At 49.6% G+C, this 23,482-nt stretch carries 16 protein-coding genes; 12 read left to right on the top strand and 4 right to left on the bottom strand.

Translation table 11 applies throughout. From position 1 onward, the window contains the following. The first annotated feature begins 733 nt into the window (after positions 1-733). The 3 genes from NSQ73_RS22445 to NSQ73_RS22455 all read left to right on the top strand — a co-directional run bounded on the left by NSQ73_RS22445 (position 734) and on the right by NSQ73_RS22455 (position 4,293). On the top strand, positions 734-1,714 hold the full coding sequence (locus NSQ73_RS22445) for an ABC transporter permease (RefSeq protein WP_171718946.1): 981 nt from the start codon (positions 734-736) through the stop codon (positions 1,712-1,714). Between the two features lie 12 nt (positions 1,715-1,726). Next, positions 1,727-2,611 carry a carbohydrate ABC transporter permease gene (locus tag NSQ73_RS22450; RefSeq protein WP_039304534.1) on the top strand — a complete coding sequence of 295 codons (885 nt, stop codon included), beginning with the start codon at positions 1,727-1,729 and terminating at the stop codon, positions 2,609-2,611. Between the two features lie 167 nt (positions 2,612-2,778). Then, positions 2,779-4,293, top strand: a complete 1,515-nt coding sequence (locus NSQ73_RS22455; protein ID WP_340988245.1) for an ABC transporter substrate-binding protein — start codon at positions 2,779-2,781, stop codon at positions 4,291-4,293. 104 nt (positions 4,294-4,397) lie between these two features. Here the strand turns inward: NSQ73_RS22455 and NSQ73_RS22460 are convergent, their stop codons facing one another. Continuing rightward, entirely contained in the window at positions 4,398-5,198 is an 801-nt protein-coding gene (locus NSQ73_RS22460) for an AraC family transcriptional regulator (protein WP_340988246.1), read from the bottom strand. A gap of 139 nt (positions 5,199-5,337) precedes the next feature. On the opposite strand from NSQ73_RS22460, the gene NSQ73_RS22465 reads away from it, so the two are divergent. Next, positions 5,338-7,587 (top strand): FAD-dependent oxidoreductase, encoded by a 2,250-nt coding sequence (locus NSQ73_RS22465; protein ID WP_340988247.1) that lies wholly within the window; start codon positions 5,338-5,340, stop codon positions 7,585-7,587. 360 nt (positions 7,588-7,947) lie between these two features. After that, positions 7,948-9,087, top strand: a complete 1,140-nt coding sequence (gene tnpB / locus NSQ73_RS22470) for an IS200/IS605 family element RNA-guided endonuclease TnpB (protein WP_340988248.1) — start codon at positions 7,948-7,950, stop codon at positions 9,085-9,087. A gap of 174 nt (positions 9,088-9,261) precedes the next feature. On the opposite strand, the gene NSQ73_RS22475 is transcribed toward tnpB, so the two are convergent. Both NSQ73_RS22475 and NSQ73_RS22480 read right to left on the bottom strand, forming a co-directional pair. Next, the gene (locus NSQ73_RS22475) at positions 9,262-10,389 is read right to left on the bottom strand and encodes a glycoside hydrolase family 88/105 protein (RefSeq protein ID WP_340988249.1); all 1,128 of its coding nucleotides are present in this window, start codon (positions 10,387-10,389) and stop codon (positions 9,262-9,264) included. A 37-nt stretch (positions 10,390-10,426) separates the two neighbouring features. After that, a complete protein-coding gene (locus NSQ73_RS22480; RefSeq protein ID WP_340988250.1) occupies positions 10,427-12,223 on the bottom strand; it encodes a glycoside hydrolase family 2 protein in 1,797 nt (598 codons plus the stop codon). A 483-nt stretch (positions 12,224-12,706) separates the two neighbouring features. Here NSQ73_RS22480 and NSQ73_RS22485 point away from each other — a divergent pair, with 483 nt between their 5' ends. The 3 genes from NSQ73_RS22485 (at position 12,707) to NSQ73_RS22495 (ending at position 15,591) form a co-directional block, all read left to right on the top strand. Then, entirely contained in the window at positions 12,707-13,624 is a 918-nt protein-coding gene (locus NSQ73_RS22485) for an ArsR/SmtB family transcription factor (RefSeq protein WP_340988251.1), read from the top strand. A 282-nt stretch (positions 13,625-13,906) separates the two neighbouring features. Beyond that, positions 13,907-14,068 carry a hypothetical protein gene (locus tag NSQ73_RS22490; protein ID WP_340988252.1) on the top strand — a complete coding sequence of 54 codons (162 nt, stop codon included), beginning with the start codon at positions 13,907-13,909 and terminating at the stop codon, positions 14,066-14,068. A 128-nt stretch (positions 14,069-14,196) separates the two neighbouring features. Continuing rightward, positions 14,197-15,591: a SpoVR family protein gene (locus NSQ73_RS22495; RefSeq protein WP_340988253.1), complete on the top strand. Its 1,395-nt coding sequence runs from the start codon at positions 14,197-14,199 to the stop codon at positions 15,589-15,591. 820 nt (positions 15,592-16,411) lie between these two features. Here NSQ73_RS22495 and NSQ73_RS22500 read toward each other — a convergent pair. After that, positions 16,412-17,314 (bottom strand): AraC family transcriptional regulator, encoded by a 903-nt coding sequence (locus tag NSQ73_RS22500; protein WP_340988254.1) that lies wholly within the window; start codon positions 17,312-17,314, stop codon positions 16,412-16,414. A 307-nt stretch (positions 17,315-17,621) separates the two neighbouring features. Between NSQ73_RS22500 and NSQ73_RS22505 the strand changes: the two genes are divergently transcribed. From NSQ73_RS22505 to NSQ73_RS22520, 4 genes are all read left to right on the top strand, one after another. After that, positions 17,622-18,788: a GntR family transcriptional regulator gene (locus tag NSQ73_RS22505; RefSeq protein ID WP_340988255.1), complete on the top strand. Its 1,167-nt coding sequence runs from the start codon at positions 17,622-17,624 to the stop codon at positions 18,786-18,788. A gap of 217 nt (positions 18,789-19,005) precedes the next feature. Next, a complete protein-coding gene (locus NSQ73_RS22510; RefSeq protein WP_340988256.1) occupies positions 19,006-21,303 on the top strand; it encodes a helix-turn-helix domain-containing protein in 2,298 nt (765 codons plus the stop codon). A gap of 257 nt (positions 21,304-21,560) precedes the next feature. Then, a complete protein-coding gene (locus tag NSQ73_RS22515) occupies positions 21,561-22,550 on the top strand; it encodes an ABC transporter permease (RefSeq protein WP_340988257.1) in 990 nt (329 codons plus the stop codon). A gap of 2 nt (positions 22,551-22,552) precedes the next feature. After that, positions 22,553-23,449: a carbohydrate ABC transporter permease gene (locus NSQ73_RS22520; protein WP_340988258.1), complete on the top strand. Its 897-nt coding sequence runs from the start codon at positions 22,553-22,555 to the stop codon at positions 23,447-23,449. Positions 23,450-23,482: the final 33 nt, after the last annotated feature.

A 23,482-nucleotide genomic window follows, 5' to 3' on the forward strand; every position in this document is an offset into this window, starting at 1 on the left:
AGATATAAATTAATGAAAACCACATTGGCAAATTGCCTAGTGAGGGTTTGCGGTTTGTGGTTTGCAGTTTGTGGTTTGGGTTTGTGGTTTGTGGTTTGCGGTTTGCGGTTTGCGGTTAGTGGTTTGCGGTTTGCGGTTTGCGGTTTGCGGTTTGCGGTTTGCGGTTTGCGGTTTGGGTTTGTGGTTTAAAGTAACCAGCTACCTGTATGCATTAGACTTAACTGCACTTTGTACAACTAAATCGTCTGATTCCCCGCCAAATCTCAGTATAGTTGTATTTCGTACAATTAAAACTGGCACTTGTTGATAGTTTCTCCCGTTTGGGCCGATTTAGTTGTACAGAATACAGTTATACGATGCTAGCCTACCTTTTCGCTGGTTTTAATTGTACAGAATACAACTATCTCTGAATTTTATGTTGGAACTCTGGATACCTAAATTGCTGCATTGAACGAACTTACCTCTTTAGCTCTGATGTTGTATTTATCTCCATACAAGGCACTCCCCCTTTCACATCCCTATTTCCCCGCTTTTATCAGGCATTTAACCATCCCAATTCAGAAAACTTCTGCTTTTTCTGTTTTTTTAAGCCCGCTCATTCCGGATTTTTTAACTTTTTCCCGTTTATTATGATAGCGTTTACATTCTGCGCCGGATTATGATTTGCCTTGTAAAGCGTTCTCCTGAATCACGGGATGAAATGATAACGCTAGCATAAAGGAGTGGACTGTATATGACGCAAGAGGCAACACCCGGCACAATGGAGCCGCTTATTCCGGGAACACGGACTGCCAGCGCCAGGCGCTTCCGCAAATCCCTGAGGAAGGACAGCTCGCTGTATCTGCTGGCCCTGCCGGGCATCATCATTCTGATTTTATTTGCGTACCTGCCGATGAGCGGACTGATTCTCGTCTTCAAGAACTACAACTTTAACGACGGAATTTTCGGCAGCCCGTGGGCGGGCTTTTCCAACTTCGAGTTTTTCTTCTCCAGTATGGAGGATGCCCTGCGGGCGACCCGCAACACAGTTATGCTGAATGCGCTGTACATGCTGACCGGCACTTTTTTCTCGGTGGCTATCGCCATTATATTGAATGAGCTGCGCAGCAAGTGGTTTATCAAAATCACCCAGAGTGTCATGTTCTTCCCGTACTTCATCTCCTGGATCATTATCGGAGCCATCCTGTTCTCCCTGCTCGACTATGACAAAGGGATTCTCAACCAGCTGCTGCAATCGCTTGGCCTGTCGCAAATGGACTGGTATTCGAGCCCGTGGCTGTTCGTAGTGATCCTGGTGCTCGCGAATATCTGGAAAAGTGCCGGCTACGGCGCGATCATCTACTATGCGGTGCTGCAGGGAGTGGACACCTCCTATTATGAAGCGGCCCGGATCGACGGTGCCTCCCGCTGGCAGATTATCACCAAAATCACGATACCCATGCTGATTCCTTCAATCATCCTGATGACGCTGCTCGGAATCGGAGGCATGCTGAAGGGCGATCTGAGTATGATCATGGGCGTAACGTTCCTCAATCCGCTGCTGCTGCCCACTACCGATATTATCGATGTCTATGTGTACCGCACGGCCATCCGTTCCGGTGAGTTCGGCTTCGCTTCCGCCATTACGCTCTATCAATCCGTCTTTGGATTCATTCTGGTGCTGGTAGCCAACAAGCTGGCCGGCTGGTATGACAAAGACAGCAAACTATTCTAGGAGACCGATACGATGCAAACTACTGAAAACAAAGGGCTGGTTATTTTCTTCTATGTCTGTATTGCGGTATTCTCGGTCATTTGTCTGGTGCCGTTCGTGCTGGCGGTATCCGGTTCTCTATCTACAGAGTCGAGAATTGCTGCGGAGGGCTATTCCTTCTGGCCCCGGGGGTTCACGTTCGAAACCTATCAATTCTTGTTTGGCTCCAAAGCAGAGCAGATTCTGCGGGCCTACTCCATGTCGCTGGTCGTAACAGTACTGGGCACGCTGACCGCTGTACTGGTGACTACCGCTTATGCCTACGTCATCTCCGTCCGGAATTTCCGGCTGAAGAACTTTTTTGCCTTCTTTGCCTACTTCACGATGCTGTTCAGCGGCGGCACACTGCCCTGGTATCTGCTGAGCACCAAATACTATCATCTTGGTGATACGCTGCTCGGCCTGTTCATTCCCTATGTGCTGAGTGTGTTCCTTATGTTCCTGATGGCCAATTACTTCCGCAGTATCCCGCATGAGATTGTCGAGTCGGCGCAAATTGACGGTGCCGGTCATCTGCGGATTTTCTTCAGTATTATGATTCCGCTCGGTCGGGTCGGGCTGGTGACGATCTCGCTGTTCTACGCGCTCCAGTTCTGGAATGACTTCTACCTGCCGCTGATGCTGGTTAACAATCAGGATCTCTATACGATCCAATACCTGATGTACAACATGATGGCGAACATTCAGTTCCTGGCCTCCGGCAATGCCGCACAGGTGGGCGGCGCAATTATTGCCCCGCCGCTGGAGACCGCGAAGATGGCGATGACCTGTCTGACCGTTTTGCCGATCGCTATTTTGTATCCTTTTCTCCAGGGATTCTTCGTTAAAGGTATTATCGTGGGGTCGGTGAAAGGCTGATCCGCCAGAAACGCTGACCTAATATTGGTTGCATCAGGTGTGTGCTCCCATGCTCCGACATGTTGTACAATAAGCTTACGGGAGCACCGCCTTGGCAATATAAGCCTCACAGATTAATTCTAATTCAGGAGGGTGTTCATCATGACAAAGAAAAAGGCTGGTTAAGTTTGCTCCTGGCAACTGTATTCCTGGTAAGCGGTTGTTCGCAGGGCAATAATGAAAGCGCTAACCCTGGTAATACGGACAACAGCAATGGAGGCACAACACCGGCAACGGCGGCGGGCAGCGGGACTGAAGGCACGGCTCTGGCGCCGGCCAAGCTGAAGATCGTGCTGTACGGGGACGAGTCGAACCGGATGAAGGAGCTGGCCAAGACGGAGTTCTATGATGTGATCAAAAAAGAAATCAATGCCGAGGTTGAATTTCAGTTCCTGCCCTGGACGGAATACGGCGGCGGCAAAACGGACCTGATGCTGTCGACCGGCGAAGATTTCGCGACCTATACGGATGCCAACTATATGGTGAAATCTGTCGCCAAAGGGCTCTACACCGACCTCACTCCCTATATCTCTGCAGCAGCAGCGGATTTGAGTGCGGCAGTGGACGAGGCATCCTTCCGTGCCTTCCAGCTAGACGGGAAACAATATGCGGTACCTGTAGGCAACAAGCCGAATTCCGCTGAATTTTACAGTGTGCTTGTCCGGCAGGATCTGCTGGAGGAAGCAGGAATGACACAGGTCTCCTCCCTTGCAGAGCTTGAGCAATTCTATGATAAAGTCCATGCGCAACATCCCGAGCTGATCGGATATGCCAACACGGACGCCCGCAGAATGCTGCAATATGACTTCACCGACAAGAATCTGTACTGGCAAAATGATTTCATCGCCCTCGATGAGTCGGCCAAGGATGATCAGATTATCAGCTGGTTCGAATCACCAGAATTCAAGACCTATGCCGGTCTGATGCACGGCTGGTACGAGAAAGGGATCATTCCGAAATACGCCGCAACGAATGTGCCTCAGCTGCAGTCTGACTGGAACTCCGGCAAAGCAATGTTCTGGGCAGGAACCGCAGCACGTCCGTTCGAAGGCGCAGCTACCATCTCGCAGGCAGTGCCTGAAGCCAAGCTGGTCAATTATTTCCTGGGCACCGGCCGTCCAAAAATCAGCAGAGGCACCTACAGCACCGCCTTCTTCGTCTCTGCCGCGGCCAAGGACCCTGAGCGTTATGTCATGTTCTTCAACCTGCTGCAAAAAAACCAGGAGCTGTACGACCTGTTCGCCTATGGTATTGAAGGCACCGATTATACGCTGGATGCTAACGGCCGTCTGACGAAAATTAACACCGATTCACTGATTCCCGATTGGCTGCTGATGAACAAAAACTTCATGCGCTTTGACAACACCGTACCGGATGATTTCATTGCCGATTACAAAGCATGGGATGACGGAGCAATTATCTCCAAGGGTGCGGGCTTCAACTTCGACAATACCCCGGTCAAGAATGAAGAAACCAAGCTGAACGGCGTATTCACCGAATACCTGGCCCCGATCGGCAGCGGCTTCAGTGATTATGATTCTGCTTTCCCTAAGGCACTTGAGCGGTTAAAAGCAGCCGGTATCGACAAGTACATCGCCGAATACCAGAAGCAGTTCTCTGAATGGTATGCGAAGCAGCAATAGAATTCAGCCGCAGCTGCACAGCGGTGTGACGATGACAGCCTTCATATGAACTTACCGGCAGCGCGCCCTCCTTATTAGGAGAGGCGCGTTTGTTTGGTGAATTATTATAGCCGGTGCAGCTTGCGGTATCTGGATGGGGTTAAACCAAGCTTCGCGCTGAACACGCGGCTCAGGTAGAAGCCATTCTCATAACCGCACTGCTGGGCGATGATTTCAATGGACTGTGTGGAATCTTCAAGCAGCAGGCAGGCTTTTTGGAGCCTGATTCCGGTCACAAATTCTGAAGGTGTCGCCTGATAAGCTGCCCGGAACCGCCGTGTTAACTGCACCGGTGTGATACTAAGCGCGGCCGCCAGCTCCTGCATCTTCATAGGGGTGCAGGCATGCTCAAGCAACCATTGCCTTGCCTTCTGCATGTCCTGATCGGAACTCTCCCCTTCGGATTGCTCTTCCTCCGCCGCAAAGCTGCGCTCGATATCAAGGAGTCTCCACAAATCCTCCAGCATATGCTTCATTCGTCCAAAGCCCGGCTCCTCCTGAATGCTTCTTCCGATGTTCCTCATATAACGGTAAGTCGACAGCAGACGCTCCACATCCCTGACCGTCCACCTTCCGCCTAGCGTTGCAGCTGCTTCTTCAAGCCCCGGCTTCTCCTCCCATTCGAACTGGATGAAATGAAAGGTTAAAGTTGTCACCGTTCTCCGGTAAAAGGCCGTACCCGGCGGACATACGATGATATCCCCCCATCCGGCTTCTCCCTCATGATCTCCGAACCGGTAGGCGAATTCCCCTTGTTCCACCGCAAATATCGTCCACACAGGATACGTGTCATACTCCAGCAGGAACTGTTCCTTCTTCTCCCAATACGTATAGGCTACTGGATGAACTGACCAATTAATTCGCATGCACTGCTCTCCCTCCAACCAGTAAACGAAATGAAATAAAGTATATATCAAAGGAAATTATATGCATGTTATTTGATATACAGGTGATTTATTATGAAATTACGGATATATTATCATAACTCAGGGGAGAGATTCAACCATGCGGAAAGAAACGGTCAAAACGGATGTAACCGTTGTAGGCGGCGGTCTGGCAGGAGTATGTGCGGCGATTGCAGCCGCACGTCTGGGGCAGACGGTCGCATTGGTCAACAACCGTCCAGTGCTTGGCGGCAACTCCAGCAGTGAGGTGCGGGTATGGGTGTGCGGCGCCACCTCACACGGCATTCACCGGTATGCCCGGGAGACGGGGATAATGGGGGAGCTGTTTGTAGAGAACCAGTACCGCAACAAGGACGGTAATCCATATTTATGGGATATGGTTGTGCTTGAGGCCGTGCAGGCTGAACCGAATATCCAGCTGTTTCTGAACACGGATGTGCATGAAGCCGAGGCCGATGAGGAAGCGGACGGCGGGCGGCAGATCCGGTCGGTTACCGGATGGATGATGGGATCAGAGCGGAGCATCCGTTTTGAGAGCCCGGTCTATCTGGACTGCACCGGAGACGGGCTGGTCGGCTTCCTGGCTGGTGCAGAATTCCGGATGGGCCGCGAAGCGCGCGATGAATTGGGCGAAGAATGGGCACCGCTGGTTGCAGATGATATCACTCTTGGCAGCACCCTGCTCTTCTATACCAAGGATGCCGGTCATCCGGTCAAATATATAGCTCCGGCTATGGCCATCGATATTACACAAACGTCAATCACCGAGAACCGCATCATCCGCAGCGGCGACAATGGCTGCGCATACTGGTGGATTGAGTTCGGCGGCGAACAGGATACCGTTCATGATAACGAGGCCATCCGCGACGAGCTATGGTCCATCATTTACGGGATTTGGGACTATATTAAGAATTCCGGTAAATTCGATGCCGGGAATATGACGCTGGAATGGGTCGGCTCCCTTCCGGGCAAACGGGAATACCGCCGCTTCGTAGGCGATTATATCTTGAACCAGAACGATATCCTTGCGCAGCGTGAATTCGCAGACCGCATTGGCTTCGGCGGCTGGTCGATCGATCTGCACCCGCCGCAGGGTGTGTATGCTACCGAATCAGGCTCGAAGCATATGTATTCCGACGGCAGCTACCACATTCCGTTCCGTTCACTGTATTCAGTGAATGTGAACAACCTGCTGATGGCCGGCCGCGACATCAGCGCATCGCATGTCGCGTTCGGGACGACACGGGTTATGGCTACCTGCGCGGTCATCGGCGAAGCTGCCGGCACCGGCGCTGCACTCTGCGCGGCCAGGGGAATTACGCCGCGTGAATTGCATGCGAACCACCTGCAAGACCTGCAGCAGACCATGCTGCGCCAGGATGCATCCGTTCTCGGCCTGCGCAATGAAGACGAATCCGATCTGGCGCTCCAGGCAGCCGTCAGTGCCTCCAGCGAACGGAGCCGGTTCGCAGTAGAGCATCCGGCATTCAGTGTCCCTCTTACGACTGACATCGGCATCACCCTTCCGGTTGATCCTCTGATTGACGGAATTGAGCTGCTGATCGATGCGAGCGAAGCAGCAGAGCTGACCGTTCAGCTATGGGAGACCGGCCGGCCCGAGAATTATGTTCCGTATGCGCACCTGCAATCCGCATCGGCTTCTGTCAACTCCGGGACGCAGCAATGGGTGAAGCTTGACCTGCGCTGGCAGCCGGAGACGCCGCGCAATGCTTTTCTGATCATCAAGGCTAATGCGGCAATCTCCCTGCATATGGCAGATCAGCCGACTTCGGGGATACTCGCCTATGGGCATAGCAACACACCGGTAGTATCCTTGGATTTCCAGAATCAGCCCGCTCAGCCAGTAGTCCTCTGGGACAAAAAGAAATTCGACCACACCGCACCGTGTATCCGCCTGTCTGGGCCAACCCAAGCCTTTGCCGCTGACAAAGCAACGGACGGATACCTCCGTCCTTACGGAGGCCCACATCTATGGTCCTCTGATCAAATGAACTCCGGCCGCCCGGAATGGCTTGAGCTTTCTTGGAGCGCACCTGCCTCCATCCGTGAGGTGCATATCACCTTCAATGATGATGTCAATGAGGATCTGATCAACCTGCATCATCACATCACGCCTTACGAAATCCTGCCAACGCTCGTCAAGGATTATCGTATTGAAGCTTACATGGACGGCAACTGGACGGCAGTCGCCGCAGGAAGTGACAATCACAAGCGCAAGCATGTGCACACACTTGCCGAAGCTGTAACAACTGATCGCCTGCGCGTTGTGATCGGGGCGACTAACGGAAGCCAGTATGCGGAGATTATTGAGGTGCGGGTTTACGAGTAACTGAGTAAAGAAGATAAAATAGCCTAATCCTTTGGCGTAAATGCTCAAGGATTAGGCTATTTATGTCCAGGAAGACATGAATAAAATGTGCTTACGCAGTGTTTATTTTAACAAAAAGCTGTCAGAATTCCCCCACTTCTAAAGTGGCGGGATGAATGACAACGGTTTGGACTTGGATTTTAAAGGGATTTCGGTTATGCTATGGAAGCGAATGTACGTTCCTGTAATGGTCTTGGCCGATTTGTTCGTGGATTGCGACCATAGTTGATTTGGCCAGCCGGAACTTTGTTCTATTTTGCGGACTCGCCTTCGGTTTGAACAGCAAATCGAAGGCGCACCACGTACATAGGAGGCCTTATTGTGCTCAAAGCATTCAAATATCGCCTGGAACCCACAACACAGCAGGCGGAACTATTCGCCAAAACATTCGGTTGCGTACGCAAAGTCTACAATCTCATGCTCCATGACCGTATCGAATCGTACCAAAAGAATCAAGAAACCGGTGAGAAAATCAAGTTCCCGACACCAGCGCAATACAAAAATGAATTTCCCTTTCTTAAAGAAGTCGATAGTTTGGCTCTGGCTAATGCGCAACTCCACCTGAATACCGCCTACCGCCACTTTTTCCAGCAGCCCGCCTCTGGTTTCCCCAAGTGGAAATCCCGCAAAAATCCCGTTCAATCCTACACCACGAATAATCAAAAAGGAACGATTGCAATTCAGGCGGGTCGCTATCTGAAGCTGCCCAAAATGAAGCCGGTACGTATCAAACTACATCGACAACCGGAAGGGGTGATCAAGTCAGCGACGATCTCCCGCACCGCATCCGGCAAGTACTTTGTCTCCCTGCTGTGCGAAACGGACATTCCGCCCAAACCCCAAACGGGTTCGGTGATCGGGATTGATCTCGGTCTTGCGCATTTTGCAATTTTCTCGGATGGAACAAAGGTACCGAATCCGAGAGTTCTCGCCCAAACCGCCGCTACCCTAGCGAAAGCGCAGCGCAAACTATCGCGCCGGGCGCAGCAGGCGAAGAAGGACGGACATCTGCTCAGCGAGAGCCGCAACTACCAGAAGCAGCGAATTCTGGTCGCCAAGCTGCATGAAAAAGTGGCCAACCAACGAAATGACTTTCTGAACAAACTCAGCACGGATCTCGTCAACAACCACGATGTGATCAGTGTGGAGTCGCTGAATGTCAAAGGGTTGGTTCGGAATCGCAGACTTGCCCGGTCGCTTCATGACGTCTCGTGGTCAAGCTTTCTATCCAAACTGACCTATAAAGCGGCGTGGTACGGCAAACAAGTCGTACAGGTGGACCGCTGGTTTCCTTCGAGCCAGCTGTGCTCGGCTTGTGGGCATCCAGGCGGGAAGAAGGCGCTCCACATCCGGGAATGGAGCTGCCCCAGCTGCGGTGTCAACCATGACCGTGACGTCAATGCGAGCTTGAACATTCGAACCGAAGGGCTTCGCCTGCTGCAAGGCACAGGAGTGCGTTAACTGGACCCCGAACCGCAGGGACTGCGGGGATCGCTTGGGTAGGGCGCTGAGCAGATGCGAAGGGAGAGGAGAGTCGCTCCCTCCATTTGCTTAAGCGCGCAATAAATCTGACCGCTGCTCACGGATGTACGCCGTTTTGAGCAAGTCCGGGTTGTTTCCAAGAAGCCGCCACCTCTATAGGTGGGGGTAGTTCACAGCTTCATACAAGGCAATAAGCACCAAGGACTGTCCGTATGCCATTGGCATGAGGGTAATGTTCTTGTAGTGATCCTTATCCATTCCCATCCCGGTTCCGGCCGACACATTCAGCACCGTTCCATCTCCGCTAATATTGTGACATACCGACTGAATAGCCTTATCGGCCACAGCCTGATAGGAAGAATCCAGAATACCGGCCTTAATGCCTTTTAGGATACCTGCGGCAATGGCAGCCGAACCGGATACCTCTTCATAGCTGGTGGGGTCCTGCAGGACTGTATGCCACAGGCCGGAAGCTGCCTGAAGGGAGACCAGGGCATTGACCTGAGCTTTATACGTGTCCCCCAGAAAGTTCCGGATACCCGGGCTAATTGTATCCTGGCAAGCTTCCAGGTAATCGACGATACCATAAGTGAACCAGGAATTGCCGCGGCACCAGAAGATACTGCCGAAATTATCATTACGCTCGAAGCTCCAGCCGTGGAAGAACAGGCCGGTATGCTTGTCGAACAAATACTTGATATGGAGCAGAATCTGGTGTTCAGCTTCATGCTGCCACTCCGGCCGGTTGAACTTGCGCCCGGCCTGGTTCAGAAACAGAACCGCCATAAAGAGCGTATCTATCCATAGCTGCCCATTGTGCAAGTGAATTCCATCCCGGTTGCCAATGGCAGTAACCGTATGCTGAAAGCCTCCTTCTTTGGTTTTGGGCAACTCATGAAGGAGCCAATCCGCATGTTCCCGGCATAGCTCCTCCAGCTGGCTGGAAGGCTCAAGCTGATCCAGAAGCAGTACCAGAGCCAGATAAGGAGCTGTCGTATTAATATTTTTGGAAGGCAGTCCGGCCTCCAGATTACGGGAATACCAATGCTGCAAAAATTCCATATAGCGGTCATCACCGTAATAATTCTGCAGCTTGTACAGACCATACAGACCGACGCCCTGCGGCCAGTCCCATTCTTCAATTCCGAAATCCCGTTGCACAATCCCTACTCTTGTATCGGCCTGAACCACGGTTTTATCCTTTTCATAGTCGCTGCCGCCCAGATTCATCAGCTTATCTACTACCAGCCCAATTTTTTGCAGCAATACTTCATTTGTCATGGATGCATAAGCTCCTTGTCATTAAAATATGTTCCGGTTAAATTGTTCGCAGATGCCATTGATTATTAATTTCTTTAATTAACTTCGTATCGCATTTGGGTGTCCGATCATAGGCCAATAGACCGTTAATTTCTTGCTCCACATCGGTCAACTGCGTATAACAATAACCATAAATAATCTTAGAAGCGTATACCGCCTTCATGATTCTTGCATATTCCAGTACAAGATCCTCTGAGGATTGTGCACTGGTATATCCCCAGCCATCGTCAGCGCCAGCCTTATAGCTTATACCACCAAATTCAGTTAACAAGATTGGCTCTCCCCGATGCTCATAACCATCTGCATATACACTGCGGGCGGATGGCTTGGAAGCAAGCATCGTTTCCTTCGTGGACAGAATCCGCTTGAATTCTTCATACTTATCGGTCTCATCTGCTCTTCCATGCTGATAATTGTGTACCGCACAAAGGTCAGTTCGTGTCATTTCCCATCCATCATTCGATATCACTAACCGGGTATCATCCAAGGAATGAATAAGACTATACATGGCTAAGCTGTGATACTGCTGCTGCTTATTCGATTTCACCATCGGAATTCCCCAACTCTCGTTAAGCGGAACCCAGGCAACAATAGACGGATGATTGAAGTCACGGTCAATAATTTCAATCCATTCTTTGGTTAACCGGGCTACAGCATCACTATTGTAAGAGGGGCTGGCCGCGCATTCTCCCCATACAAGGAACCCTATACGATCTGCCCAGTATAAAAACCGCGGGTCCTCTACCTTTTGATGCTTACGGCAACCGTTGAACCCTAATTCTTTGGCTAGTTCAATATCTTGCTTCAGGTGTTCATCACTTGGCGCAGTAAGCAATCCTTCCTGCCAATAACCTTGGTCGAGTACAAGCTTTTGATAATAAGGTTTGTTATTCAGATAGACCATACCATTCTCTGTATGAACTTTCCGCATGCCGAAGTACGATTGTATACAATCCACCTCAACCCCATGATCGTACAGCTTCATTTCAACATCGAACAGATTAGGATTTTCCGGAGTCCAGGTCCAGCCGGCGTTATGAAAGTTTGTCCTGAAGATTTTCAAACCAAACAGATCTACCGTTCTACGTGTTATGGGCTGCAGCAATCGTACTCGATCCTGAATAACAGGGACTCCCTGAAAAGAAATACGAATATCCACATCTAATTCCTCTGATCCATATCCCTCAGATTTAACTTCTATTCCAATGCTCCCTTGATCTACATCGGGCTGGAACTTCACCTGATGAATATGAACAGGGTTTACCGCCTCCAGCCACACGGTCTGCCAAATCCCTGTCGTGCGGGTATACCAGATGCTGTCCGGCTTCTCTAACCAGAACTGTTTGCCCCGGGGTATAGTCTCATCCTGTGAAGGGTCCTCAACGTGAACAGTCACCTGTTCCTCCTGCCCGGTTAATGCATGTGTAATATCAAAAGAAAATGGGGTGTGTCCTCCCTCGTGCATGCCGATATAATGACCATTCACATACACCCAGGCTCTATAATCTACCGCTCCAAAATGTAAGATAACACGCTTCTTATACCAACCTGGCTCAAGTGTGAAATTACGCTTATACCAGACATAGTCATGAAAAGAGGTGTCGTGTATTCCACTTGCAGGGGTTTGAAAAGCAAAAGGAACTTGAATGGTCTGACTGAAATTTTCACTTGGATCAAACCATCGCTGTGCAGCTCCAACGTTCCTGTCATCAAATTCAAATTGCCATGCTCCATTTAAGTTAAGCCATGCGTCTCTAACTAACTGTGGACGCGGATATTCCATCCGGTGTGACATCTAGCTTCATCTCCTATCCTATTAGTCCCGCAACAATAATAGTTAACTTTCTTGCGAGTTCAACAGTAACCCTTCCTCACAAGCAAGCAAATACTATCATGATGAAAGCGTTCTTTCAAGCCTGCATCAACGTTATTCGTGATTTTCAACTTTGTAGTATACAATAATAAATTACCGCCCAACCGGACCTATTATTGTAAACTAAAAAGTTAACAATATGTTATAATGTTAGGCAGCGTCTATATAGACTGTACTTGTATTTTTCTGTTATGGGATTGCCGTGACTCCAAAGAATGTTTGGCCCTCCGGCCGCTGTTGTCCCCAGATTTCTTGATTTTGAACCGCTCCTAGCGGTAGAACTCCGGGGACAAAGGCGGACGCTATCGCTCCTACAGTGCCAAAATTCTCCTCCGTCACTTTTCCCTGTCTGTATTTTTTCAAGTTCTTTATAGAAGCTAGATTGATCCGGGTAAGGAGGTACTTATGTTCTTAGAACTCGATGAGAATGGTATTTCTGTTTTGAAAGCACTGGCATCTGACACAAGAGCTTCCATTCTCAAACTATTGTTACATACACCGCTTACGGTCAGTGAGCTCGCCAAAAAGCTAAATTTAAGCAAAGCTATCGTTTCACGCCATATCCGGTTACTGGAGGACGCCAAGATCATCAAGCTCCAGGACAACTTAGGGGTTACCGATAACAGAAAGAAGAATTTCATTCTTGCTGTTGATCATATTGCCATCAACTTACCGAAGAAACTCCATCTTCCTTTTAATGTAATCACTAATGAAATTAAGCTGGGATACTATTCTAACTTTTCAGTTACCCCTACATGTGGATTAGCCAGCCAAACTAAAGTAATCGGAAAGTTAGATGATCAACGGGCTTACGTATCCAATGACCGGATCGATGCTTCATTACTTTGGTTTGCGGAGGGCTTCGTTGAATATATGATTCCGAATGATTTCAACCAAAATTTCACTGCAGAATTATTAGAGTTATCCTTAGAGCTTTCTTCAGAGTTTCCTGGTTCCAACAATAATTGGCCCAGTGATATCGCTTTTTATATCAACGATGTTTTTTTAGGCACCTGGACGGCTCCGGGTAATTTTTCAGATGTGCGCGGGAAATTAACACCAGCCTGGTGGGATAATGAACTTAGCCAGTACGGCCTTTTGAAGCATTTAAGAGTCACCAAAAAAGATACGGGAATAGACGGTCAGAAAATATCATCGGTTACACTGGCCCATTTAAAGATCGAAGATTCCCCCTTCATCAAGTTGAAGATTGGTATTGATGAGAATTCTACAAACAAAGGCGGACTTACCATATTCGGGGAGCACTTTGGAAATTATTCGCAGAATATTCTGCTTAAAATATTCTACACCGAAGCAGAATAATGAATATTTAGGCTGGGCAAGGCTTACGCAAAAAGGCTCTCCATGAACGATATAGATCGTTTTGGAGAGCCTTTTTTATGGTTTTTATCCTGATACAATAAAAGGACAAAGCAAATTGGAGGTTTCACATACCGCAAACAATGAGTTGAAGGTTGAAATTCGAACACTACGTCTAAGCCATGCATCGAGATAACTTCTGCTGAAGTCCTCCACCCAATGATTGCACAACAAATAATAGATGCCGTTAATGATATAATGAGCGAAAGGAAGGATGAACAGCCTATGTTTACAGATGAACAGAAGAAGAGAATGACTTCAGTTATCTTTAAAGACGAGGCCGTTCTGTCACAGCTTCAACAAGCACAGAAAGATCGCAATGAAGGAATTTCCACATACAGTGACAGCGAAGAGGAATTTGCACAACTATCACAGCGTAATCGCTAATGGATTAGGCTTTTTTTTCTTATAATCGGGCTGGCTTAACAAGCCCCTTCATCCCGCCATCATACTCCCTCCCCTCCGCCCATATACATAAGAAGAACGGTTCACAAGCTGGAAGGAGAGATGGATGCATGCCCGGTGATGAGATTAAAGCGCTGGAACGGGCGATTGCCGAGATTACGGAGATTGCTACCGGCTTCGGCCTCGATTTTTATCCGATGCGTTATGAGATATGTCCTGCGGATATCATTTATACCTTCGGTGCCTACGGGATGCCCACCCGGTTCGGACACTGGAGCTTCGGTAAGACTTTTCATAAAATGAAGTCGCAATACGATTTCGGCCTCAGCAAAATTTACGAGCTCGTCATTAACTCGAACCCCTGCTACGCCTTTCTGCTCGACGGCAACACGCTGGTGCAGAACAAGCTGATTGTTGCCCACGTGCTGGCGCACTGCGACTTCTTCAAGAACAATATGCGCTTCTCGATGTCCAACCGGGATATGGTCGAGAGCATGTCGGCCACCGCCGACCGGATCGCCGATTATTCCGTCACCTATGGAACGGATACGGTGGAGAACTTCATCGATTCTGTGCTGGCAATTCAGGAGCATATCGATCCCAGCCTGATCCAGCCGCGCAAGCTGGGCAAGACCCACCTGCTCGAAGCCAAAATGAAGGAGCGCAAGGATTCCCCTCCCGGCGGTCCCGGTCCTGCAAATGCCTACAGTGAGCTATGGGATCTGGAGAAGAGCGATGTCGCCCCGCCAACGCCGGAAACTGCAGGCAAACGAACCTTCCCTCCGGAGCCGGAAAAGGACATCGTTTGGTTCATCCAGCAATATTCCACCGCCCTCGAGGACTGGCAGCGCGACATCATGACCATGCTGCATGACGAAATGCTCTATTTCTGGCCGCAGATGGAGACCAAGATCATGAACGAAGGCTGGGCTTCCTACTGGCATCAGCGGATCATGCGCGAGCTGGATCTGACGGCCGAGGAAACAGTGGAATACGCCAAGCTCAACTCATCTGTGGTGCAGCCTTCACGCCAGAGCCTGAACCCTTATTACCTGGGCCTGAAGATCTTCGAGGATATCGAACGCCGCTGGGACCGGGACAAAATGTTCGAGGTGCGCGAGCTGGATTCCGACATTTCTTTTATCCGCAGCTACCTGTCGAAGCAATTGGTTAACGACCTTGACCTCTATGTCTTCGAGAAAAAAGGCCCGGAATGGAAGATCACCGACAAAGCCTGGGAAAATGTGCGTGACCAGCTTGTGCTGGCCCGGGTTAACGGCGGCTCACCGTACCTCGTTGTCCAGGATGCCGACTATGAGCGCAACGGCGAATTGCTGATCGCCCACCGCTACGAGAGCATCGAGCTGGATCTCAAGTACCTGGAACACACCCTCCCGCATATCTACTCATTGTGGGGCCGCACCGTGCATCTGCAGACTGTTGTGGAAGACAAAAAAGCCCTTTTTACCTATGACGGCAAAAAGGTGCAGCGGAAGTTTATGTAGCTTGTCCTCTTAGCACAGCTCAACCTGAGCCCGGAGAGCACTCTATGATGGATTACAATACTAGCAATTGTACTTTGTACAGTAGAATAATGCTAATTCCTCTGAAAAACAGCATCTATTGTACTTTGTACAATTGAATTTAGAGAATAGGCTGTTTTTTACTCTAAACGCAGAAATCTAATGCACGAAATACAACAGAATTCGATTCAGTAACAAATATAGGGGTTTCTATTGTACAAAGTACAACCAGCTTGTAAAAGTGGAATCCCAGCGGGGAATTTGCTCGCGTGATGACCTGTGCTAACACATAACTGCTGGCATTCAGTCAGTTCCGGCTAATTTCCCATGATAAAGTGGTTAGTGGTTGGTGTTTTGGTTGTAGTTTTGGTTGTAGTTTTGGTTGTAGTTTTGGTTGTAGTTTTGGTTGTGGCTGTGGTTACACCCGCCCTGTACGAAGTGTCAGCGGGTGTAGCAGCGGTTTACCGGTTTACAAAATCCAGGCCCGCCTGCACATTGGAATGTGCGCTGCGGGCCCTCCTTGCGGCCGCCACCACCAAGCGGCCGGAACAATAGGACTAATAACCAGGCAAAGGCTGGGCGGTGGGAGTAACGGAGGGGATTTTGGAACTGTAGGAGCGATAGCGTTCGCCTGAAAGCTTTCCATAGGAAAGCTCGCTTCGGAAGCATAAGCTAAGATTGGATTTCCACCGCTGCCTAGCGGTTTAAATGAAGAAATCCAATCTTAACAGCGACCGGAAGTCCAAAATCCCCGCAGTTACGCCCTTCACCGCACAGCCTTTGCCTCCGCCGTATTTAGCTACTATTTTCCCCGCCGCTCCACCACCGGAACATAGATCTCCATCACCGTATCTACCCGCGCATGGCACCGCTCGTCGTAGTACTCAAAGTTCAGCTTGCCCTCGTCATGTACATAACCGCTTTCCGGGAACCATTCCTCGAAGATATATTGCCACGTAGACTTCACCACTTGGGCAAAAGTATCCGGGTTCTCCTCATCGCTATTATCCACCGGCGGTGTCGTGAATACCGCATACTGCGCAGCAGGCACAACAGCGGTAACCATATCCTCAGCCACAAGGCTGAAGTCCTCCACTATAACCCCCAGCAGGTAGACGGCGTTGCCGCCATCGTCTGCCGGAATACATAAGCCAACCTCCCCGTGCTTCGGCGGGTTCAGCTTGGCGTACATTTTATCCTCCAGATTGTCTCCGTCATAGTAATACCAGAAGGAAGCGACGTCCTGCGTATAGCTTCCGGCCTCCACGTTCGTTTCGATGCCATAACCAGCCACCTTAAACGCCGGTTTGCTCACCATCACGGGCTCCCAGATATAATCTCCGATTTGGTACACCGATCTGTCCCGGAGATACCCGTCCATCCGTGCCGCATACTGCGAGGGACTGTAGCCGAAGGCCTTGCGGAAGGCTTTGGCGAAGCCGCCGGGGGTCTCAAAACCATACTCCAGCGCAATATCCGTAATCCGCCGCCCGCCAAACAGCTCTACTGCTGCCAGGGACAGCCTCCGGCTGCGCACATATTCCATGACCGGAATCTCTCGGCACTGGCTGAACATCCGGCAAAAATGATACAGCGAATACCCCGCCTGTGCGGCAATCTCCTCTGCCGTCAGATTCTCCCGCAGATGCTCCTCAATATAATCAATACTCCGCTCGATCTCCCTGCTGTAATTCAGGTGATCCACCAGCCTTTCCATAACACATACTAATTCAATTGTAGCAGCCGGCAGCCAGCCGGTCTGTTCCAGATTTGCTGTTTTTTAAGTCTTTTCTCCGTTTTTAGAATCATTTTATTGTCCTTGGCAAATGGCATGTCGGATGCCTCCAATTAAGTTGTATATTTGTATATAAATATCAATACATATATACGAAACTTTGTACATAAACATGCACTACCCGTAACAAACTAGTAATGACTTTCCAGCTTTACTTCTGCCTTTTCAACTTGTATATTTGTATATACCAATATACAAAAGTGTGAAAGGGAAACAGATGAAGCAGCCAAACAAACGAATTCCAATCTACCTGCAAATACGCGAATACATCACTGAACAAATCCACCTCGGAAGCTGGAAGCCGGGAGATACGCTCCCTTCGGAGAATGAGCTGGCCCGGTTGTTCCAGGGGAGCCGGATTACGGTGAAGCAAGCCTTGAAGACACTTGTCGAAGAAGGAGTTGTATACCGGGTTCAAGGAAAAGGAAGCTTTGTGGCAGAGGGCGCGGATAGCATTATGCAGGTGATGGACAGCCCAGTCTCCACAAACTCATTCTCGCTCCGTCCAGTGGCCGGAGCGCCACAGTATGCGGGAGAAAGATTATCAGGCCCCCCGGTCATAGCCTTTATTATTCAAAACACGTTGGACTCTATATGCTCCGAGCTGCTTCTTGGCATTGAAGAAGCCGCAGCCGATGGAGGCTTCCGGGTCCTGTTCATGAACGCCCGGGAATCCAGGGAACGTGAACTCGCTATGCTGAAGGAAGCTGTCCAAAGCGGCGCCAAAGGTATTATTTTGTTCCCGGTTCATGGTGAAACATATAACGAGGAAGTGCTTCGTCTGACCATGGAGCAATATCCTGTCGTTGTATTGGACCGTTATTTGCGCGGCGTGGAGACCAATTGTGTCTGTTCAGACAATGAGAACGGAGCATATCAGGCAGTCTCCTACCTGATCAGCAAGGGACACCGGAGAATTGGCTGCATCTCGTCCCCTGTTCTTGGCACAACCTCGCTGGAGGACCGGCTTCACGGCTATGAGCAGGCTTTGGCCGACAACCTTATTCCGGTGGATCACGCTGCCCGGCTGTTCGAACCTACACCTGAAGGCATTATCAATTTCCTCAGGACTCAGCCCCCCCTTACCGGGCTGGTGGCCTTTGACAACGTACACGGCTCCCTGATTATGAAAGCTGCTGAACATTTGGGCATCCGAATTCCCGAAGATCTTTCCCTGGTCATATTCGACGATTATTCCTACCCGGAACTGTTCAGGGTTCCACCCACTGTTATCGTACAGCCCTTTCGGAAGATGGGGCAGGAAGCCGCTCTGCTCCTGATGGAGTTGATTCACAGCCCCCAAGCAGAACGCAGACGCATCACCCTTCCGGTTCAGCTGATTGAGCGGAAATCAGTGGAGAATCCGCCTTCCAGCCCCCGGTAATAGCCTGATCAGTCCAGCAGATGGAAAGACTCTCTGGCTACCAGCTGCAGCAGAGAGTCTTTTTTTCGTTCATTTTAACCCTCCGGCCTGCGACTTTGCTATTGTTAATATTTAATACGAGTCTGCTCCGCTGGTACATCTATTTGAAATGTTATCGGCGTTTCATCTCATCACACTTTATGATCATGGTATTTACAACTTTTGAGGGGGCGCTGAAATGAAATCCAGTTTCACAGGCAGGGTAATCCTTATTTACGGCGGTCTTCTGCTGGTGGTCATATCCATGACCTTCCTCTTCTCTTACCTGGGAACCGTCAGAGGGCTTCGCAGCCAGCTGAAGGAAACTAATTTTGCGCTATTAAACCAGATAAATCAAAAATTAGAACTTTCCTTCAAGCAGACGGAAAAGGATTTGCTGCAGTTGACCCATGAGCTTGAATTTGTCTATTTCATGAACAACGTCTATAAGGATGATGCTCAGAGATATGCCAATTTTTATGGGTTGGACAGTAAGCTTGGGACGTTCATGAACCGCAATCTGCAATTTTCATCCATTTACGTCTACTCTCATGTAAGCGGTGACATTCTAACCCAGCAAAATTACATCAGTAACGATGGATCAGAGGACCAATGGCTTACCCAATATCTGAATATGGATGGTTACTTCAAATGGCTGCCTACGCACCAGATTTCCGACGGCATGGCCTTGGAGGATGTGGTCACCTTGATCCGCTCTTATCCGGCATTAAGCAAGCCGGGCTTCCGCACCGGGCTGCTGGCTGTAAATATGAAGGAAAGTGTGCTCTACCAGATGATTCAGGATATTTACCAGGATGGAAACAAGGGGCAAACCTTCGTTATTGACCAGCAGGGTCAAGTCGTTACCCATAATGATAAATCCAAGCTGCACAGCTCCTTAAAGGACATGCCATATCTTGAAAACGTACTGACTGGCCCGGATGCCGGTTCCTTCAGCATCAAGCCGGAGCAGGAAAAGCAGATGGTGTTTTATACAACCTCGACTTACACAGGCTGGAAGATTGTCAGCATTGTACCGGAGGACCAGATGTACCGCCCCCTTACAGTGACCCGCAATTTGCTCCTTGCTTTTAGCGTACTGATGTTTGCAATTGCTCTAATCATTCTTTTCTACGTCAGCCGCAGAACTTTCCGTCCTATGGACGCATTGATTGGCAAGCTGTCCGGCAAGTATCGGCCTGTGCAGGCTGGACGGTTTGACGGTACTCCCCATAAGGGATTGTCCTATCTGGACGATGTCATCGACCAAATGTTTTTGGATCGGGAGGGTCTGGAACAGCAGGTGAGAGATGCCAAGCCTATGCTGAAATGGCGAACCGTGATGGATATATTAACCGGTTACCGGACTGTATATTCGACGGTGATCCCTCATCTGGAATTTACAGGAGTACGCTTGTATCCCGAATGGTTTGTCGTGTGCACCGCGGAATTCGGCAAGGAAGGCGGAATTTCCCCACGGGATGAAATTCTCTATGCCTATGCGCTATGCAATGTGGCCGAGGAAATTATCTATAGGGAGAACGCAGGTGTGGCCATTGATCTTGGAGGTTGCCGGGTTGTTATCCTATTGAGTTTCTCGGAGGGAGACGAGGCACAGAACCATCTGCGTGCCGCCACACTGCTGGAGCATATTCTGGATGTAATGAGCAAACAAATCGGGCTGGTGGTCACCGCAGGTGTAGGGAGATGCTACCGGGAGCTGGGCAACGTTCCCCGCTCTTATGAGGAGTCCAAGGTTGCATTACGCTACAAAATGGTAACCGGACCCCAGACCGTCATCTCCATTGAGGATTTGCAGCCCCTGCAAAGCCAGGATTATTATCAATTTCCCCAGCGAATTGACCGCATTCTGGAAGCCCTTAAGCAGGCAGACCGGGAAAAGCTTCAAGTGCTGGTTCAGGATGTCTTTATGTCAGCGGTCAAGAACAATGCTCCGCCGGAGCTTTTCAAGCAATTATCCTTTGAGCTGGTCATGAGAGCCATGCAAACGATAGATTCCATCGGCATTGACGTCAATGAGATCCAGGCAGAAATCGGCACAGCACACGAAGTGATTCAGCAATCTGACAACTGGAGGCAAGCCGAGGAATTAGTAAGCACGTTGCTGCTCCGGCTGGTGGGGACTATCGAAGACAAGCGGATGCAAAGGGGCAAAAATGATACCATTGACCAAATACTGATTTATATCCGGCAACATTATCAGGATAGTGACCTGTCCCTAGACAAGCTGGCTGATGAATTCCATTTGAATCCCTCGTATATTAGCCGGCAGTTCAAGGAGCATGCCGAAGGCAACTTCATCGACTACCTGATCGAAATCCGCATTAATGCTGCCAAAGAGCTTTTGAAGGATAAAACCTTCCGGATTTATGACGTATCCGAGGCAGTCGGCTATACCAACAGCCGGAGCTTCATGCGCAGCTTCAAGAAGTACACAGGTCTTACACCAACGGAATACCGGGAGCGCTTCTTGTAAGAGAGGCCATCGAAGAGTCCTGCCTGACATTACGGCAGGACTCTTTGTATTCGCTAAAAGCCTTGCGGAATAAGGCTTGTGAGGAGCTCACTGCGAAAATTGTTACCATAGTAGAAAAATGCAACCTGCCGTTTGTCAAAAAAAGCGACGTTCGTCATAACGAATCTGTATTCAGCCGATTGTCATGCCAGTAAGATTAAATCTGCGAGGGGGCCCCTCAAACATATAAATGCTGTGGTTTGGAGAGGATGCGAGAGATGAGAAAGCAACAGTCGTTAACCGCTATAGAGGCTTCAGGTTCACCGGAGGCCCTGGCAATGCGTGCTTGCATTACGAGAAATAAATTCGAATGGAAGCGCATTAAATATGATAAATCCCTGTACCTCATGCTGCTGCCCGTTATTGTTTTCTACCTGTTGTTCAAATATTCACCTATGGCCGGTGAAATTATCGCCTTCAAAAACTACCGGTTTGCCGATGGTATTGTAGGAAGCGACTGGGTAGGATTCAAGCATTTTCGGATGCTGTTCGAAAGCACAGACTTCTGGCGCGTATTCCGCAACACCCTGCTGCTCAATGTATACAGTCTAGCAATAGGCTTTCCGGTCCCGATTGTACTGGCTCTCCTATTGAATGAAATTCGGTTGGAAAGCTTCAAACGCCTGATCCAAAATCTGCTGTACATCCCCCACTTCATTTCCTGGGCAGTGCTTGGCGGCATACTGATTACCATGCTGTCCCCCAGCACAGGGGTCATTAACCTGATTCTGCAGCATGTATTCGGCATGGAGCCCATCTACTTCATGGCTAATTCCGGCTGGTGGCCGGTGGCATACACCGCTTCCTCCATCTGGCGGGAAGCAGGCTGGGGAACGATCCTTTATCTGGCTGCCATGTCCGCTATTGATACCCAGTTATATGAAGCAGCCAAGATTGATGGAGCCAATAAGCTGCGTCAAACCTGGCATATTACCTTGCCGGGCATCCGCAGCACCATTGCCATCCTGCTTATTCTACGGATGGGCAGCATGATGGATGTTGGATTAGAGCAGACTCTTTCGCTGCAAAACGACTCTGTTCTGGATGTAGCTGATGTCATCAGTACCTACGTCTTCCGGGTGGGACTGCAAAATATGAACTACAGCTATACGACAGCCTTGGGCTTGTTCCAATCCCTGATCAGTCTGATTCTTGTTGTCGGTGTGAACCGGTCGATCCGCCTGTTCGGGGAAAGGGGGCTATGGTAATCATGAAAAAAATGATGAAAGATGCCTCTCCGCTGGCCCTTGCCGGCAGCCTATTGAATTATTTGCTTCTGGGCCTGCTGTCTCTCCTAACCTTATATCCTTTCTGGTACGAGATATCCGCTTCCTTCAGCAGCAGCAGAGCCATTACTGCCGGAGAAGTATACTTTTGGCCTATAGAGTTCAATGTGCAAGCTTACCGGAGACTGCTCGAGGATGGCCAACTGCTCCACGCCATGGGCAATACGGTCATCGTAACCTTAGTCGGCACCTCCTTAAACATACTCATGACCATTCTGGCAGCTTATCCCTTATCCCGCAAAAGGCTGTATGGCCGGGGACTGATTCTCATGTTCATCACCTTCACTATGATCTTCGTATCTGGAATCATTCCTAATTTTATTCTGATCAAGAACCTGGGAATGATGGATTCCTACCTGGCTTTATGGCTTCCAGGGCTGATCAGTACCTATAACATGTTCGTTATGAAAAGCTTTATGGAAGGGCTGCCGGAGGAGATTGAGGAAGCCGCCTCCATAGACGGCGCGGGAAATTGGCGCATCCTGGTCCAGATCATGATGCCCCTGTGCAAGCCTATTATCGCGGCGTTGTCCCTATTCTATGCTGTGGGATGGTGGAATTCCTATTTTAACGTCATGCTCTATATTAACAGCTCCAAGCTCCAGACCTTGATGCTCAAGCTTTACCAGATGATTAAGCAGGTGGATGAAAGTCTGCTGAACAGCGGAGGCGGCAGTGAAGGCGCAACATCTGTCATACTGACACCGGAAGGAATCAAGGCAGCCTCCGTTGTTATAGCCATCCTGCCGATTCTATGCGTATATCCATTTCTCCAAAAGCATTTTGTCAAAGGGGTTCTAATTGGCTCCGTTAAAGGCTGATATCATTGAGAAAGAGCTGCAACATCCTTCTCT

This window comes from Paenibacillus sp. FSL R10-2736, from assembly GCF_038000245.1.
Classification (GTDB): domain Bacteria; phylum Bacillota; class Bacilli; order Paenibacillales; family Paenibacillaceae; genus Paenibacillus_AQ; species Paenibacillus_AQ phytohabitans.

What these genes read in the sequence shown, in the direction of transcription:
- NSQ73_RS22460 (WP_340988246.1), bottom strand. Translation starts at nt 5,198, where the DNA reads ATGCGAATTAATTGGTCAGTTCATCCAGTAGCCTATACGTATTGGGAG.
- NSQ73_RS22480 (WP_340988250.1), bottom strand. Translation starts at nt 12,223, where the DNA reads ATGTCACACCGGATGGAATATCCGCGTCCACAGTTAGTTAGAGACGCA.
- NSQ73_RS22475 (WP_340988249.1), bottom strand. Translation starts at nt 10,389, where the DNA reads ATGACAAATGAAGTATTGCTGCAAAAAATTGGGCTGGTAGTAGATAAG.
- NSQ73_RS22510 (WP_340988256.1), top strand. Translation starts at nt 19,006, where the DNA reads ATGAAATCCAGTTTCACAGGCAGGGTAATCCTTATTTACGGCGGTCTT.
- NSQ73_RS22515 (WP_340988257.1), top strand. Translation starts at nt 21,561, where the DNA reads ATGAGAAAGCAACAGTCGTTAACCGCTATAGAGGCTTCAGGTTCACCG.
- NSQ73_RS22505 (WP_340988255.1), top strand. Translation starts at nt 17,622, where the DNA reads ATGAAGCAGCCAAACAAACGAATTCCAATCTACCTGCAAATACGCGAA.
- NSQ73_RS22485 (WP_340988251.1), top strand. Translation starts at nt 12,707, where the DNA reads ATGTTCTTAGAACTCGATGAGAATGGTATTTCTGTTTTGAAAGCACTG.
- NSQ73_RS22495 (WP_340988253.1), top strand. Translation starts at nt 14,197, where the DNA reads ATGCCCGGTGATGAGATTAAAGCGCTGGAACGGGCGATTGCCGAGATT.
- NSQ73_RS22450 (WP_039304534.1), top strand. Translation starts at nt 1,727, where the DNA reads ATGCAAACTACTGAAAACAAAGGGCTGGTTATTTTCTTCTATGTCTGT.
- NSQ73_RS22490 (WP_340988252.1), top strand. Translation starts at nt 13,907, where the DNA reads ATGTTTACAGATGAACAGAAGAAGAGAATGACTTCAGTTATCTTTAAA.
- NSQ73_RS22445 (WP_171718946.1), top strand. Translation starts at nt 734, where the DNA reads ATGACGCAAGAGGCAACACCCGGCACAATGGAGCCGCTTATTCCGGGA.
- NSQ73_RS22520 (WP_340988258.1), top strand. Translation starts at nt 22,553, where the DNA reads ATGAAAAAAATGATGAAAGATGCCTCTCCGCTGGCCCTTGCCGGCAGC.
- NSQ73_RS22465 (WP_340988247.1), top strand. Translation starts at nt 5,338, where the DNA reads ATGCGGAAAGAAACGGTCAAAACGGATGTAACCGTTGTAGGCGGCGGT.